Origin of the sequence: Chitinophaga sp. (assembly GCF_039596135.1) — a bacterium.
Taxonomy (GTDB): domain Bacteria; phylum Bacteroidota; class Bacteroidia; order Chitinophagales; family Chitinophagaceae; genus Chitinophaga.
The window spans coordinates 17,068-32,733 of record NZ_JBCNKH010000066.1; the positions used below are offsets into that span (position 1 = coordinate 17,068).

Consider the following 15,666-nt stretch of genomic DNA (forward strand, 5'->3'; position numbering starts at 1 on the left):
CCCTCATATCGTCTTTTTTTGCCACGTTTTATAAATGTCAAACTGACAATAAAGACATTAATTATTTTTCAATTTAAAACAACTTTCCGCCACCCCTGGTTGTTGGAAAGGGCCGATCGTTATGGAACATTCATATGTTATAGGTGTCGACTTCGGCACCGACTCAGTCCGCTCCCTTGTTGTAGATACGCAAACCGGTCAGGAGGCCGGCAGTGCCGTGTATTTTTATCCCCGCTGGAAAGAAGGGTGCTACTGTGACCCCGCTATCCAGCAATATCGTCAGCATCCTAAAGATTACCTGGAAGGGCTGGAAAACAGTATCAAAGATGCCCTGAAGCAATGCCCGGCCGGCACCGCCGCCAGGGTGAAAGGCATCGCTGTGGATACCACCGGTTCCACTCCCGGCCCTGTCAACGAACAAGGTACGCCCCTGGCCCTGTTGCCCGGTTTTGAAGAAAACCCCAACGCCATGTTCGTGCTCTGGAAAGATCATACTGCCAATTCAGAAGCGGCCCTGATTAATGATATTGCCCATAGCAATGGCAAAGATTATACAGCCTACAGCGGTGGTATATACAGCAGTGAATGGTTCTGGGCCAAAATTCTCCATGTGGTAACCGAAGATCCTGCCATCAGGGCAGCAGCAGCGGCCTGGGTGGAGCATTGCGACTGGATCCCGGCTGTATTAACCGGCAATAATAGTGTTAAAACATTGCTCCGCAGCCGTTGTGCTGCAGGTCATAAAGCCATGTGGCATGCTTCCTGGAAAGGATTGCCGCCGAATGACTTTCTTACCAAGCTGAACCCTGTTCTCGCAAAATACGACCAGATGTTCACCGATACGGTGGATGCTACAGTGCCTGCAGGCACCATCACTGCTGAATGGGCAGCGAAATTAGGGTTGCCCGGGGATGTAGTGATCGGCACCGGCGCCTTTGATGCCCACATGGGTGCAGTAGGTGGTGGTATCCGCCCATACTCTCTTTGTAAGGTAATCGGTACCAGCACCTGCGATATCCTGATTGCACCGCTGGAAGAAACCGGCGATAAACTGGTAAAAGGCATCTGCGGCCAGGTAGATGGCTCTGTAGTACCTGATATGCTTGGTTTGGAAGCAGGGCAGTCTGCTTATGGCGACATCTTTGCATGGCTCAGAAAGCTGGTCATGGGGCCATTGTATGACCTGATGCCGGGTGAAAAAGATAAACTGGCAGAAGTGGAAGGCAAACTCCTGGGTTACCTTTCCCAAAAGGCAGAACAACTCCCATTGCGTGACAACGATCCGATAGCCATGGACTGGTTCAATGGCCGTCGTACACCTGATGCTAATCATACTGTCAAGAGCACTATTACCGGGCTGCACCTGGGTACTGATGCCGTGCAGCTCTTCAAAACCCTGGTAGAGGCAGCTGCCTTTGGTGCCAAAGCTATTGCAGACCGTTTTATCCAGGAAGGTATTCCTATCCAGGAAGTGATTGCACTGGGCGGGGTGGCCAAAAAATCAGGTTACGCTATGCAGGTGCTGGCCGATGTGATGAACAGGCCGATCCGGATTGTGAACAGCGAAAATGCCTGTGCGCTGGGGGCGGCTATGTTTGCTGCTGTAGTAGCGGGTGTGCATCCGGATATTGATGCTGCGCAGGCTGCTATGACTTCGGGTTTTGAAACGACCTGGTTCCCAAGGGAACAGAATGTGGGTTATTATGCTAACCGATATGAGAAATTCAAAGAAATAGGAGCGTTCACTGAAAAATTATACAAATGAGCCATCCATACAAGGAACTTCAGGAGCAGGCCTACCTTGCAAACATGCAACTCCCTGCCTTAGGGCTGGTGCTCTTCACCTTTGGCAACGTCAGCGTAGCTGACCACAAAGCCGGGGTATTTGCCATCAAACCCAGCGGTGTGCCTTATGACCTGCTCTCGCCTGAGAAAATGGTGATTGTCGATTTCGATGCAAACAATGTAACGAACAACGGAAGGCCATCGTCGGATACCAAAACCCATGCAGTACTCTACAAGCATTGGGCACATGTAGGAGGTATTGTGCATACACACTCTACCTACGCCACCGCCTGGGCACAGGCCCAAAGGGACATCCCAATTTATGGCACCACCCATGCAGATCATCTGACCAGCGATGTGCCCTGCGCACCGCCCATGCACGACGATATGATCAAGGGTAACTATGAGTATGAGACCGGCTTCCAGATCATGAACTGCCTGAATGAGCGAAAACTCTCTTACGAAGAAATAGAAATGATCCTGGTAGGCAACCATGCCCCTTTTACCTGGGGAAAAACAGCTGACAAAGCAGTGTACAACGCCGCCGTGCTGGAAGAAGTAGCGAGAATGGCTTACCTCACAGAAACCATCCGCCCCTCATGCCCCCGCCTGAAGGACTCCCTGATTAAAAAACATTTTGAACGGAAACATGGTCCGGATTCTTATTACGGACAACAATAAAAAACTAATCACAAAAAATTCAATAGCATATGATACAGTTGAAGCAACTTGAAGCCTGGTTCGTGACCGGTAGCCAGCACCTTTATGGAGAAGAGACCCTGCAGCAGGTAGCTGCCCACTCACAAGCCATAGCCGCTGCCCTGGATGCCGACCCGAACATTCCCGTTAAGATCGTATTCAAGCCTACTGTAAAAACCCCCGAAGAAATTTATGCCATTTGCCAGGAAGCCAATGCCGCAAAGAACTGTATCGGTGTCATTGCCTGGATGCATACATTCTCTCCTGCCAAAATGTGGATCCGGGGGCTCAAAATATTACAACGCCCTTTATTACACCTCCATACCCAGTTCAACAGGGATATTCCATGGGGTGAGATCGATATGGACTTCATGAACCTGAACCAGTCAGCACATGGCGACAGGGAGTTTGGTTTCATGATGTCGCGCATGCGCATCGAGCGCAAAGTGGTTTGTGGCCACTGGCAGGACCCTGATGTGATTGGGGAACTGAATACCTGGCTCAGGGCAGCAGCAGGTTGGTTCGACTGGCAGGGGGCAAAGTTTGCCCGTATTGGCGACAATATGCGCGAAGTAGCGGTAACCGAAGGTGACAAGGTAGAAGCTGAGTTACAGTTCGGTTATTCCGTAAATGGCTATGGTGTGGGCGACCTGGTGGCTTTTGTGAACCAGGTATCAGACGCGGCTATCGACAAACTGGTTGCTGAATATGCGGATGTTTATAAACTGGGTGCTACCCTCGTAAAAGGTGCAGCACAACATGCTTCTCTGCGTACTGCTGCAAAGATCGAGCTGGGTCTGCGTGCATTCCTGGAAGACGGTAATTTCAAAGGATTTACAGATACTTTCCAGGATCTGCATGGTTTAGATCAGCTGCCAGGTATTGCTGTACAGCGCCTGATGGCCGATGGTTACGGTTTTGGTGGTGAGGGCGACTGGAAAACTGCGGCACTGGTAAGAGCGGCAAAAGTAATGGGTAGTGGTCTGCCAGGTGGTAACTCATTCATGGAAGACTATACCTATCATTTCGATCCTTCTAACAGGCTGGTACTGGGTGCACATATGCTGGAAATCTGTTCTTCTATTGCAGATGGCAAGCCAAGCTGCGAAATCCATCCGCTGGGTATTGGTGGCAAAGCCGATCCGGTAAGACTGGTATTCAATGTGGACGCAGGCCCTGCCATCAATGCATCATTGATTGATTTGGGTAACCGTTTCCGTTTGCTGGTAAACGAAGTGGAAGCAGTGAAACCTGTTCAGGACCTGCCTAAACTGCCGGTGGCGAGAGTGCTGTGGAAACCACTGCCAGACATGCGTACAGGTTGTGCGGCATGGATTCAGGCAGGTGGTGCACACCATACGGTGTATAGCCAGAACCTGGGTAGTGCACATATGGAAGACTTTGCCGGTATGGCAGGTATTGAGTATGTGAAGATTGGTAAGAATACTGATTTGTACCAGTTCAGGAATGAACTGAGATGGAATGATGCAATCTACCTGTTAAAAGGTCAGCGATAAAAGAATTGGCATAACGCCATAGATGACGTGGAATAACAAAGGCTGGAATCTTCCAGCCTTTCATTTTTTAAAGATGTTTTAGAATAGGTGATTATTGGCAGTTGTTATTTAAAGGATTTGCCTTTTTCAGGATTTATCTTTCTTCAGGCATTCAACTCCCTTACAGCGTTTCCCAGTTCCGCACCAATTCCTCCACCAACACCTGCCCATTTTCCCACTCCCCTAAATTACTATCTGCATTAATATGCCCCGCTTCCCCCACATTTACAAACCTGCTTCCCCATGCACTGGCATAGGTCTTTTGCCTTTGCAGGCTGGCATATTGATCATTGGTACTCGATACCACAATACTTTTGAAAGGCAATGGTTGCATCGGCGCAGGTGCGAAGCTCTTTGCAGCTAAAGGGAAATCCGTTCGTTCTGCATCTGGTGGAGCCACCAGCAGGGCGCCGCGAATTTTTAATTTCGTGTGCTGTGCCCAGTGGGCAAGGGCAAGGCATCCCAGGGAATGAGCTGCGATCACCACATCAGGACCTGCCTTGCTCACGGCATCCTCGATGTTATTGATCCAGTCTGTTAGTTCGGGCTGATCCCAGTTGTTCTGTTCTATTCTCTTTACACCCGGCAAATTTTCCCATATTGTTTGCCAGTGGAGCGGGCCAGATCCGTTTAATCCCGGAGCTGTTAAAACCTGTACTTCTTCCATAATACAATAAGACTCTTTTTAGTAACCCCCGATAGAGTAAGTTTTGTTGGCTAGTTATACAATGTACGGAAAAGGGGTGAATTAAAAACGTTAAAAATGCATGAGTATAATGCTAAAAAGTTAACAGCCTTAAATTTCCAAAAAGTTCAGATTCCTTCTGATCCCTGCGTATTTCGATCGTTTCATAGGCGAATGCTTAAAAACCCTCCTGAATTCCTCCTCCGTTAGTTCCTCCCAATCCTTCGTAGAAAAATTCAATATCTCCGGTATCGGCGTAAACTCCACCGTTTGATTCGGCTTTGAAAACCTGTTCCAGGGACACACATCCTGGCAGGTATCACATCCAAACATCCAGTTATCAAACTGCCCCTGCATATTTTCGGGAATCAGCAATTCCTTCAGTTCTATCGTATAATAGGATATACACCTGCTGCCATCTACCACACCCGGTGCTACCAGTGCCCCCGTAGGGCAGGCATCCAGGCACCTGGTACACGACCCGCAATAATCCCCCACAGGGTTATCGTATACCAGCGCCACATCTGTAATGAGCGTAGCAATAAAAAAGAACGACCCCGCCTGCTTGTGAATGAGATTCCCGTTTTTACCTAACCATCCCAACCCACTCCGCTGTGCCCAGGACCTTTCCAATACCGGCGCCGAATCCACAAATCCCCGTCCGTTCACTTCCCCGATAGTTTCCTGCATCCTTGCCAGCAAGGTATTCAGTTTCGCCTTGATCACCTCATGGTAATCCCGGCCATAAGCATATTTGGAAATACGGGGGGCATCAGGAACTTGTTGTTCCGAAGGGTAGTAGTTCAATAACAGCGTAATCACCGACTGCGCATTGTCTACCAGTTTCCTGGGGTCAATCCGCTTGTCAAAATGATTTTCCATGTACTTCATATTGCCATGCATTCCCTTATTCAGCCAGGTTTCCAGCCTCCTGGCATCGTCATCCAGCTGCACGGCACGTGCTATTCCACAGTGATCAAATCCCAGATCTGCCGCCTGTGCTTTTATAAATGCTGTATGTGTATCCACCGATTGCATGTGAACTGCAAGTTAAAGAAAAATGAATTTTTTATGGAAAATCGACTTTTTACCTATCTTCATTTATGTAAATCAATCCTATTACCTCATCTACCTAATGTATGCGACCACAACAAGTCGGAGCGTTCCCCACCGCCCTTTTTCTGGGCTTACTATTGTCATTGAGTGCGTTTTCCCAGGACAAAATTAAATTTGGGAAAGTTGATCCCAAAGATTTCAGTAAAACTGGTTTTGAGCAGGATACCGGCGCCCACGCGGTAATTATTTCTGATATCGGTGAGGCTTCGTTCGAATCGGACCGCATCAATGGCCTGGTATTGGTATTTAAACGTCACACCCGCATCCATATTATTGACAAAAACGGTTATGACGCCGCTACTGTAAGAATCCACTACTACAAAGGAGAAACGGACGAGAACAAACTAAAAGACATCAAAGCAACTACCTATAACCTGGAAGGGACACAGGTGGTAGAAACAAAGATGGACAGCAAGAGTATTTTCACCGATAAAATTGACAAAAAAGGCGATGTGGTGCAAAAGTTCACCCTGCCGGCTGTGAAAGAAGGGAGTATCATTGAATATACTTATACGATTGTATCACCCTATAAAATACACCTGCATTCCTGGCAGTTCCAGAGCATCAATTATCCCACTATCTATAGCAGGTACGAGGTAACGGTGCCGGAATTTTACGAATACATCTTCCTGCGATCCGGTTATGTCACTGTAAAGGAGAATAAATCTACAGGGCATCAGTCCTTTACCATTGCTTACGATGAAGAAAACAGTTATGGCGGTAAAACTGGTCATACCCAGTATTACACCATCAACTCCGGTACCAATATTTATAAATGGGAGGCGGAAAATGTGCCTGCCCTGCGGGAAGAAGACTTTACCACCAGCATCTGGAACCACGTATCTATGATCTCGTTCCAGCTCTCTGCCTACAGGTATCCTGATCAACCGGTAAAACCGGTATTGGGCACCTGGGGTAAACTGTACGAGGAGCTGAATAAGTCTGAATACTTTGGCGAGGGGCTGGACAAGAACAATGGTTTCCTGGGTGATAAAGTAGATGAACTGACCAAAGGCATTACCAACGATACGGCCAAAGCTCGCCGCATTTACAATTATGTAAGGAGCAACTTTACCTGTACCAGTCATGATGACCTGTACCTGTCCAAATCATTGAAAAGCATCTTCACGTCTCACAACGGGAACGATGCGGACCTGAACCTGCTGCTGGTAGCTATGCTGCGCAGAGCTGGTCTGAACGCGCACCCGGTAATACTGAGCACCCGTGAAAATGGTCTTACCTACGAGATGTACCCGCTCATAGGTCGTTTCAACTATACGATTGCGGCCCTGAATACCGGCGAGGAATGGTACTTCCTGGATGCGTCTAAGCCTTACCTGGGCTTTGGCCGGCTGGATTATACCTGTTACAATGGGCATGCAAGGATACTGTCTCCTGAAGTGATCCCCATTTCGCTGGATCCCAATAACCTGCTGGAAGCCAAGAGCACTTATGTGATGCTGATGGGCGACAGTGGTAAGATCAAGGGTTCCTTTACACAAAAACCTACTTACTACGAATCCTGCAAAATGCGGGAGAATATTGTAAAGAACGGGAAAGCTGAATTCTTTAAACCACTGGGCAAAGGCTACTCTATGGAAACAACGGTATCCAACGGAGAGATCACTGACATGGATGATTACGAAGTACCATTGCAGGTAAAATATGATTTTGAAATGACGCCGGACGATGCAGGTATGATGTATATCAACCCCATGATGTCTGAAGCGTATAAGAGTAATCCGTTCAAATCGCTGGAGCGCCATTACCCTGTGGAAATGCCCTACCTGATGGATGAAATATATACCCTGAACCTGATCGTACCTGAAGGATATGAAGTGGAAGAGTTACCAAAATCGACCATGGTAAAACTGAATGAAGAAGAAGGACTGTTCCAGTACCTGATTCAGCAAAGTGATAATACCATCCAGTTCCGTTCCAGGATAAAGCTGAACAAAGCAGTGTTTACGCCGGAAGACTATACCACGCTGCGTGACTTCTTTGATCTGATCGTGAAAAAACAATCTGAACAAATAGTACTGAAAAAGAAAGCATAACCCATGTTTCAAAAATCGTTTGGACTGGCCCTCTTATTCATAGGATACCTGTTGCCCCTGCAGGCAAAGGATCCTGAGTACCCGGCAGCCACTATACCTGCTAACCTGAAAGAAAAAGCCCATGTGGTAAAACGTATGGAAGAAGTATCCATCCGGTTAGTGAACCCGGGAGAAGTCCGGGTGACCCGGCATTATGTACTCACGGTACTGGATGCCAAAGGCGATCAATACGCCGGGGTCTACGAGTATTATAATAAGCTGAGAGAAGTAAAGTCTATCAGGGGCCGGCTGCTGAGTGCCGAAGGGGTAGAGGTGACTAAAATGAAACAAAGCGATGTTTCTGATGTGAGTGGGGTGGGAGACCAGGCATTGATGTCAGACAACCGATATAAAATATACCGCTTTGGGTACAAAGTGTACCCGTATACGGTAGAAGTGGAAACGGAGGTAAAATACAACCACGCCTTTTACCTGCCTGACTGGATGCCACAGGAAGATGAAAACTATGCTGTAGAACAGGCAAAATTAACAGTGTCTGTACCGGCAGATTATAAACTTCGTTACAAAGCGTTTCATTATAATGGAGAGCCTGTGGTAGCAAATGAAAAGGAGGGGCGCAGTTATACCTGGGAAGTAAAAGGCATGACAGCATTGCCGGAAGAAACCTACGTGCCGGAAGATTATGACAGAACGACCACCGTCATGCTGGCACCTTCCACCTTTGAAATGCAGGACTATAAAGGTAACAGCAGCAGCTGGGAAGAACTGGGCCATTTTGTGTATACCCTCAATGCCGGCCGTGATGTGCTGCCTGATAATGTGAAGAAAACCGTGCATGAGCTGACCGATGGCAAGTCAGAAAAAGAGAAAATAGATATCCTTTACCGTTATTTGCAGCAGCATACCCGGTATATCCTTATCAAACTCGGTATTGGCGGCTGGCAGACCTTCGATGCTAATTATGTAGCAACAAAAGGTTATGGTGATTGCAAAGCATTGTCCAACTACATGGTGGCTTTGCTGAAAGAAGCGGGGGTGCCGGCTAACTATGTGCTGGTACAGTCTGGCGAAACAAACAATACCGCGCTGGTAGAAGATTTTCCATGTACACAGTTTGACCACGTGATAGCCTGTGTACCGGGCAAAGGTGATACCACCTGGCTGGAATGTACAAGTAATACCCTGCCTACGGGTTACCTGAGTAGTTTTACTGCCGGCAGGGCCGTGCTGGTGGTTGCGGATCAGGGTAGTAAACTGGTACGTACCCCGGCCTACACCATCGATCAGAACCTGAAAGTACGGCATATTACAGCGACGGTGTCAGAAACCGGCGATATGCAGGTGAAAATCAACACGCATTCCACGGCATTGCAGCAGGACTATGTGCAGGAAATGATTCACTCCCTCTCGCACGACAAGATTATGGAAAAGCTGCGCGATGATCGCCTGCTGCCCAGTTATGACGTGAATAAATATGAGGCAAAGGAAATAGCCGGCTTTGTGCCTGCTGTGGACGAGGAAATGGAGATCAATGCACATAACTATGCGACGGTGAGTGGTAAACGTATGTTCCTGGAGCCGAACTTACTGAGTAAGGCGGGTTCAAAACTGGAAACTGCGGAACCACGGGTATCACCCATCAACGTTTATTCTCCATACAGAAAGGTAGATACTGTTGTGATCAACATCCCGGCGGGGTATGTTTCGGAATCCATTCCCCAGCCGGTGACCCTGAAAAATAACTTTGGTGAATATACGTGTGGCATAGTGGTGAAAGATAACCAGGTCATATATACCAGGAGTTATTCCCATAAGGCGGGGATTTTCCCAGCCAGTGAGTGGGTAAACTTTGCGACGTTTAATAACGCGGTATATAAGGCAGACAGGGCAAGGATTGTACTTGTAAAGCAATAAACCTGAAAATATTGCAGTTGGATGCCCGGGAAGCTGTTAAAAAAGCAGTCCCGGGCATTTTTTTATGCCAAAATATCGCATTCTAATACTTGGAGCAGAGTTTGATATACGTTCTGTACGAATATTAAAAGGAGAAACTATAACGATATGAATTTGAACAACTTCACCATAAAATCGCAGGAAATACTGCAAAAGGCCCAACAGCTGGCCTTCAATAACCAGCAGCAGGCCATAGAAACAGGGCATTTGCTGAAGGCATTGCTTAATGATGAGGATAGTGCGATTGATTACCTGCTGAAGAAAAACAATGTTAATACAAATTTTCTGGCATCTAAAATAGATGACCAGATCAGTAAATATGCGAAAGCCAGTGGTGACGCGGGCCAGGTATTGAGCCGGGACGCGAACAATGCCATGTTGCGGGCAGGTGCCAGCATCAAGGAATTCAAAGACGAGTTTGTAAGTGTGGAGCACCTGCTGCTCGGGCTGCTGGGTGGCAGCGATGATACCGCCAAACTGCTGAAAGATGCAGGGTTGACTGAAAAGGGACTGAAAGCGGCGATTACCGAACTGAGAAAAGGTAGTACTGTGAATTCCCAGACAGCCGATACCCAGTTCAATTCTTTGCAGAAATATGCCAAGAACCTGAACGAACTGGCACAGGCCGGAAAACTGGACCCGGTGATAGGGCGTGACGAGGAGATCAGGCGTACCCTGCACATCCTGTCGCGCAGGTCTAAAAACAACCCCATCCTGGTGGGTGAACCGGGTGTGGGTAAAACCGCGATCGTAGAAGGGCTGGCACACCGTATCATAAACGGGGATGTGCCAGACAACCTGAAGTCAAAAATTATCTATGCACTGGATATGGGTAGCCTGATGGCAGGTGCCAAATACAGGGGGGAATTTGAAGAAAGGCTGAAAGCGGTGATCAAGGAAGTGACGGAGAGCGACGGGCAGCTGATCCTCTTTATCGATGAGATCCATACCCTGGTGGGTGCGGGTGCAATGGAAGGGGCTATGGACGCAGCGAACATCCTGAAACCAGCCCTGGCCCGTGGCGAATTACGTGCCATAGGTGCCACCACCCTGAATGAATACCAGAAATACTTTGAGAAAGATAAAGCCCTGGAACGCCGTTTCCAGAAGGTAATGGTCGATGAGCCGGATGTGGAAGATGCTATTTCCATCCTGCGTGGATTGAAAGAGCGTTACGAAAGCCATCACCATGTACTGATCAGGGATGAGGCGATCATTGCGGCGGTAGAATTGTCTCACAGGTACATTACAGACCGTTTCCTGCCAGATAAGGCGATTGACCTGATCGATGAGAGTGCGGCGAAATTAAGGCTGGAAATGAACTCTATGCCGGAAGAGCTGGATGAACTGGAAAGAAGGATCCGGCAGCTGGAAATAGAAAGAGAAGCGATCAAGCGTGAAAACGATGAAGATAAGCTGCGGGAACTGAATGGAGAAATAGCCAGATTGGGAGAACAGAGAAGTACTTTCAAGGCGAAATGGCAGGAAGAGAAAGAGGTGGTAGACAAACTGCAGAATGCAAAGGCAGCGATTGAAAACCTGAAGCAGGAAGCAGAGCAGGCGGAAAGAAACGGGGAATATGGACGTGTGGCAGAGATCCGCTATGGTAAAGTGAAAGAACAGGAAGAGCTGATTGCGAAATATACCGCAGAACTGAATGAAATGTCTGCAGACCACAAGCGCCTGCTGAAGGAAGAAGTAGATGCAGAAGACATTGCAGAGAATGTGGCAAAAGCGACCGGTATTCCGGTGCACAGGATGATGCAGAGTGAAAGGGATAAGTTGCTGAAACTGGAAGACGAGCTGCACAAACGGGTGGTAGGACAGGAAGAAGCGATTATCGCAGTGTCTGATGCCATTCGCCGTAGCCGCGCAGGGCTGCAGGATCCCAAGAAGCCGATCGGTTCCTTTATCTTCCTGGGTACAACCGGAGTAGGTAAGACTGAGCTGGCAAAGGCACTGGCAGAATACCTGTTCGACAACGATGCCATGATGACGCGTATAGATATGAGTGAATACCAGGAAAAACATGCGGTAAGCAGACTGGTAGGAGCGCCTCCGGGATATGTGGGATACGATGAAGGTGGTCAGTTGACCGAAGCGGTGAGACGTAAGCCATATTCAGTAGTATTGCTGGATGAAATAGAAAAGGCGCACCCGGATGTATTCAATATCCTGCTGCAGGTGCTGGATGATGGCCGGTTGACCGATAATAAGGGCCGTGTGGTGAACTTTAAGAACACCATTATCATCATGACGAGCAATATGGGTAGTAATATTATCCAGGAGAATTTTGAGAAGATAGATGAGCGGAACAGGGAAGAGGTGGTAGAAGGTACGAAGGCGGAAGTGATGAATTTGTTAAAGCAGACCATCCGGCCGGAGTTCTTAAACCGTGTGGATGAGGTGATTATGTTCCAGCCATTGTTGCGGAATGAAATTAAGGGAATAATTAACATTCAGTTGCAGCAGTTAAAGGACCTGGTAGCACAGAATGGCATGATATTGGAATTCTCTGATTATGCACTTGAGTACCTGGCGGTGCAGGGTTACGACCCAACGTTTGGTGCGAGGCCGTTGAAGAGATTGATTCAGAAGGAGATCATTAATTTGTTGAGTAAGAAGATACTGGCGGGGGATATTGATAAGAGTAAGCCTGTGCTGGTGGATGTGTTTGATGGGGTAGTGGTGATCAGGAATCAGACGGCGGTAACGGCTTAAGTGTAAGAGATAAAAAAGCATTATTCAAATACGACGATATACAGTTACGAATACCCGGGCAATTCTTTGCCCGGGTTTTTTGTGTGCGATAAGGAAGATTTTTCTAAGCCCTCCGCAGGAGTTTAGTCAAACCATGAACCGATCGCGTAGCGATCGGTTCATGGTTTGGGAAATTGCCTCCGGCAGGGATTAATGCAATCCTTAATTTCGTTAAATTTGAGAAAAAGAGATTATGATAGGAGAAAGAGAAAGACACTTCATGTCCATCGCCATCAGTCTAAGCCGCGAAGGTATGGAGCACGGTGACGGCGGGCCATTTGGCGCAATCGTAGTACGTGGCGATGAGATAGTAGGCAGGGGATGGAACAAGGTACTCTGTACCAACGACCCCACCGCTCATGCAGAAGTATCTGCCATCCGCGATGCCTGCCAGCGCCTCGGCACCTTTCAGCTGCATGACTGCGAAATTTACACTTCCTGCGAACCCTGCCCCATGTGTCTCGGCGCCATTTACTGGGCCCGCCCCCAACGCGTATATTACGCCAATACCAAAGAAGATGCAGCCGCCATCGATTTCGACGATTCTTTTATTTACAATGAAATAGGCATAGCCCACGAAGACAAACGGATCCCCTTTATCCCATTTCCTTCCCCAGCCGCCATCAAAGTTTTCCAGGACTGGCAGGCCAAAGGAGATAAGACATTGTACTAAACCAATCTATCGATCACCTGGTCTTTGTATTTTAACCCAATGGGCAGGCTGGCGCCTTCTATCACCAGTTGATTTCCTTCTATATACAGGATGGACCTGACTGCAACAATGTAGGATTTATGAATCCTTAAAAACAGGTTGGCAGGCAGGCTTTCGGCTATACTTTTCAGGGTTTCACTGGTGATGATCACCTTCCCGTTTTTCAGGAATATTTTCAGATAATCCCCGATGGAATTAATATAGGTAACGTCTTCAAAATTCAGTTTGTGGATGCGTTTATCTGCCTTTACTGTAAAGTACCCCTGCGCTGTAGGGGGGCGTTTTTCCAGTTCGATTTTATGGCGCACTTTGTTGACGGCCAGCATAAACCGTTCAAATGAAAATGGTTTTACCAGGTAGTCTGCAGCATTGAGTTCAAACCCTTCTACAGCGTGCTGTGGGTAGGCAGTGGTGAAAATAATGGCGGGTGGCTGGGGGAGGGTTTTCAGCATATTAATGCCTGATAATCCCGGCATTTTGATATCGAGAAATACCAGCTGGATATTATCTTCCTGCTGGAGGGCTTCCAGCGCTTCGATGGCATTGCTGCATTTCCTGGCCAGTTCAATGACGGGGAATTCCCGGATGTAGGATTCAATTACGTCCTGGGCCAGGGTTTCGTCATCTACAATGAGGCATCTTATTTTCATAATAAGTCTATTCGTAGCTGTACATAATATAAGTCTGCTTCGTCTTTAACCAGCAGGTGGTGATCTTTGGGGTATAACAGTTCTAAACGCCGCTTTACATTATCCATTCCCAGTCCTTTGAAATCAAGAGGTTCGGGATCGTCCGTCACTCCTTTATCATTTGTTACACTAAATAACAACAAATGATCTTTTGTTTCCAGTTCAATTTTTATGAAAGCCTTTCCATGCTTAAAGGCATTCTCGACAAATACAATAAACATAAATGGGGCTACCCGGTGCCGGGCAGGATCGCCTTTTATATCAAATGTAACGTTTACACTATCCGCATTTCTTAATTGTTGTAATGCAATATAATTGCGCAGGTAATTGATCTCATTTTCCAGCGGCACAAAATTTCCATCCGATTCATAGATCATATACCGCATTACTTCTGCCAGTTTCAAAATAGCAGCCGGGGTCTGTGCAGCTTTTTTCAGTGATAAGGAATAGATACTATTCAGGCTATTGAATAAAAAATGCGGGTTTACCTGTGTTTTAAGGAACTTCAGTTCTGTATCTGATTTTTCACTTTGCAGGCGGATGAGTTGATTTTCTGATTCCAGTAGTCTGAACCATCCCCTCGATAATTTAATTAAGGTGGTCAGGCCCAGGTGAATGACTGCAAAAAGAAGTAGCTCGGGGAAATTATAATAAGCAATAAAGAAGTAGCTGGGAACCAGGTAATCAATGACCACATTAAAGAGAAAGATGTTTAAACCCGCCGCTACCGCCATGAGGGTAATGAATGCAAGCAGGTATAGCGCATATCTTTCTTTTCGCAGCAGCCGGGGGATCAATATACCTAAGTTGATATATACAGCTATTAGCAAGGGTAAATGGAAAGCGGCAGTATAGATGAGGTCTATTCGTTCCGGCGGGCCGGGAGAAAAGAAGATCAGGAGGCAATAAAAAGATAAGCCCCAGAACAGGAGGTGTTGTAATAGCCTGTTTTGAAAAATGCGACGTAACAGGTGTTTTATGGGGGGCATGTTAGTGCTTAGGTTTTAATGGGTCATTAAATCATGATGGTTATGTTAGTGCTTATTATTATCATGACGATCATCTCAGTGCCTGAACTTTATTGGATCATTGAAGAACTCCTTGTTGTCCGCAAACTTGACTACGAACTTTTGCAGTTCTTCCGTAGATGCTGTAATTACATTTTCATACGGTAAAGATTCATGTTTAATCCTGATCTTGTTTTCATTCAGCAGTTTGTAAATGAGTTCCGTATTGAGAAAATACAACTCAAAACCGTTATTGCTGATCTGGATCTTTGCATAGGAATGAACAGGCAGGTAATGATCCTTTAGCAGCTCGTTCTTTTCATGCAGTTCGCCGGGGTAGAGGTCTACAAAATAGTGATTCCCCAGTTTCACCAGGTTGAATAGAAATTCGGCTGTTGTACCATTGTCTGTGCAGGTGAGGATGTAGGTGTTGTTATTGAGAAAGATGCTTTTGATTGATTCTTTATCCTTTCCTGCTTTAGTATCCTTGTGGAGGGCCTGTTCTTTTGCCATCGGGTTCTCCAACGTCCAGGAGCCATTGAGGTCGCTGGTATGCCAGGTACCCAGGAGGCGCTTGTCAAAGACAAGGTCTTTATCTGTATACAATGGATGGAGGGATGTGATGCACCCCTGCAAAACGGCTATTG

General features: G+C 47.1%; 12 protein-coding genes. 7 read left to right on the plus strand and 5 right to left on the minus strand.

Annotation, left to right across the window (positions count from 1 at the left end; genetic code table 11):
* Positions 1-121: 121 nt before the first annotated feature.
* The 3 genes from ABDW16_RS25565 to araA are packed head-to-tail and all read left to right on the plus strand — an operon-like array spanning position 122 to position 4,001.
* Complete coding sequence (locus ABDW16_RS25565) at positions 122-1,765, plus strand: ribulokinase (protein WP_343673733.1); 1,644 nt, start codon at positions 122-124, stop codon at positions 1,763-1,765.
* Positions 1,762-2,466 (plus strand): L-ribulose-5-phosphate 4-epimerase AraD, encoded by a 705-nt coding sequence (gene araD / locus ABDW16_RS25570; RefSeq protein WP_343673734.1) that lies wholly within the window; start codon positions 1,762-1,764, stop codon positions 2,464-2,466. Before ABDW16_RS25565 ends, araD begins: the two co-directional genes overlap by 4 nt.
* Positions 2,467-2,495: 29 nt before the next feature.
* Positions 2,496-4,001, plus strand: a complete 1,506-nt coding sequence (araA, locus tag ABDW16_RS25575) for an L-arabinose isomerase (RefSeq protein ID WP_343673735.1) — start codon at positions 2,496-2,498, stop codon at positions 3,999-4,001.
* 160 nt (positions 4,002-4,161) lie between these two features.
* On the opposite strand, the gene ABDW16_RS25580 is transcribed toward araA, so the two are convergent.
* Together ABDW16_RS25580 and queG are read right to left on the minus strand one after the other, a co-directional pair.
* The gene (locus tag ABDW16_RS25580) at positions 4,162-4,707 is read right to left on the minus strand and encodes an alpha/beta hydrolase (protein WP_343673737.1); all 546 of its coding nucleotides are present in this window, start codon (positions 4,705-4,707) and stop codon (positions 4,162-4,164) included.
* A gap of 129 nt (positions 4,708-4,836) precedes the next feature.
* Positions 4,837-5,763 carry a tRNA epoxyqueuosine(34) reductase QueG gene (gene queG / locus ABDW16_RS25585; protein WP_343673738.1) on the minus strand — a complete coding sequence of 309 codons (927 nt, stop codon included), beginning with the start codon at positions 5,761-5,763 and terminating at the stop codon, positions 4,837-4,839.
* Between the two features lie 101 nt (positions 5,764-5,864).
* On the opposite strand from queG, the gene ABDW16_RS25590 reads away from it, so the two are divergent.
* From ABDW16_RS25590 to ABDW16_RS25605, 4 genes are all read left to right on the plus strand, one after another.
* Positions 5,865-7,898, plus strand: a complete 2,034-nt coding sequence (locus ABDW16_RS25590) for a DUF3858 domain-containing protein (protein ID WP_343673740.1) — start codon at positions 5,865-5,867, stop codon at positions 7,896-7,898.
* Positions 7,899-7,901: 3 nt separating this feature from the next.
* Complete coding sequence (locus tag ABDW16_RS25595; protein WP_343673742.1) at positions 7,902-9,812, plus strand: DUF3857 and transglutaminase domain-containing protein; 1,911 nt, start codon at positions 7,902-7,904, stop codon at positions 9,810-9,812.
* Positions 9,813-9,959: 147 nt separating this feature from the next.
* A complete protein-coding gene (clpB, locus tag ABDW16_RS25600) occupies positions 9,960-12,572 on the plus strand; it encodes an ATP-dependent chaperone ClpB (RefSeq protein WP_343673744.1) in 2,613 nt (870 codons plus the stop codon).
* A gap of 232 nt (positions 12,573-12,804) precedes the next feature.
* On the plus strand, positions 12,805-13,284 hold the full coding sequence (locus ABDW16_RS25605) for a nucleoside deaminase (RefSeq protein ID WP_343673745.1): 480 nt from the start codon (positions 12,805-12,807) through the stop codon (positions 13,282-13,284).
* On the opposite strand, the gene ABDW16_RS25610 is transcribed toward ABDW16_RS25605, so the two are convergent.
* The 3 genes from ABDW16_RS25610 to ABDW16_RS25620 all read right to left on the minus strand — a co-directional run.
* Positions 13,281-13,973, minus strand: coding sequence for a LytTR family DNA-binding domain-containing protein (locus ABDW16_RS25610; RefSeq protein WP_343673746.1), 693 nt, complete (start codon positions 13,971-13,973; stop codon positions 13,281-13,283). The two genes, ABDW16_RS25605 and ABDW16_RS25610, sit on opposite strands and share 4 nt — an antisense overlap.
* Positions 13,970-15,001 carry a histidine kinase gene (locus tag ABDW16_RS25615; protein ID WP_343673748.1) on the minus strand — a complete coding sequence of 344 codons (1,032 nt, stop codon included), beginning with the start codon at positions 14,999-15,001 and terminating at the stop codon, positions 13,970-13,972. The genes ABDW16_RS25610 and ABDW16_RS25615 overlap by 4 nt, the downstream gene beginning before the upstream one ends.
* A gap of 75 nt (positions 15,002-15,076) precedes the next feature.
* Positions 15,077-15,666, minus strand: a 590-nt coding sequence (locus ABDW16_RS25620) for a hypothetical protein (RefSeq protein WP_343673750.1), incomplete at its 5' end; no start/stop codon positions are given.

Bases quoted from the DNA above. Each gene is read 5' to 3' on its own strand.
- ABDW16_RS25565 (WP_343673733.1), top strand. From the start codon at position 122: ATGGAACATTCATATGTTATAGGTGTCGACTTCGGCACCGACTCAGTC.
- araD (WP_343673734.1), top strand. From the start codon at position 1,762: ATGAGCCATCCATACAAGGAACTTCAGGAGCAGGCCTACCTTGCAAAC.
- araA (WP_343673735.1), top strand. From the start codon at position 2,496: ATGATACAGTTGAAGCAACTTGAAGCCTGGTTCGTGACCGGTAGCCAG.
- ABDW16_RS25580 (WP_343673737.1), bottom strand. From the start codon at position 4,707: ATGGAAGAAGTACAGGTTTTAACAGCTCCGGGATTAAACGGATCTGGC.
- queG (WP_343673738.1), bottom strand. From the start codon at position 5,763: ATGCAATCGGTGGATACACATACAGCATTTATAAAAGCACAGGCGGCA.
- ABDW16_RS25590 (WP_343673740.1), top strand. From the start codon at position 5,865: ATGCGACCACAACAAGTCGGAGCGTTCCCCACCGCCCTTTTTCTGGGC.
- ABDW16_RS25595 (WP_343673742.1), top strand. From the start codon at position 7,902: ATGTTTCAAAAATCGTTTGGACTGGCCCTCTTATTCATAGGATACCTG.
- clpB (WP_343673744.1), top strand. From the start codon at position 9,960: ATGAATTTGAACAACTTCACCATAAAATCGCAGGAAATACTGCAAAAG.
- ABDW16_RS25605 (WP_343673745.1), top strand. From the start codon at position 12,805: ATGATAGGAGAAAGAGAAAGACACTTCATGTCCATCGCCATCAGTCTA.
- ABDW16_RS25610 (WP_343673746.1), bottom strand. From the start codon at position 13,973: ATGAAAATAAGATGCCTCATTGTAGATGACGAAACCCTGGCCCAGGAC.
- ABDW16_RS25615 (WP_343673748.1), bottom strand. From the start codon at position 15,001: ATGCCCCCCATAAAACACCTGTTACGTCGCATTTTTCAAAACAGGCTA.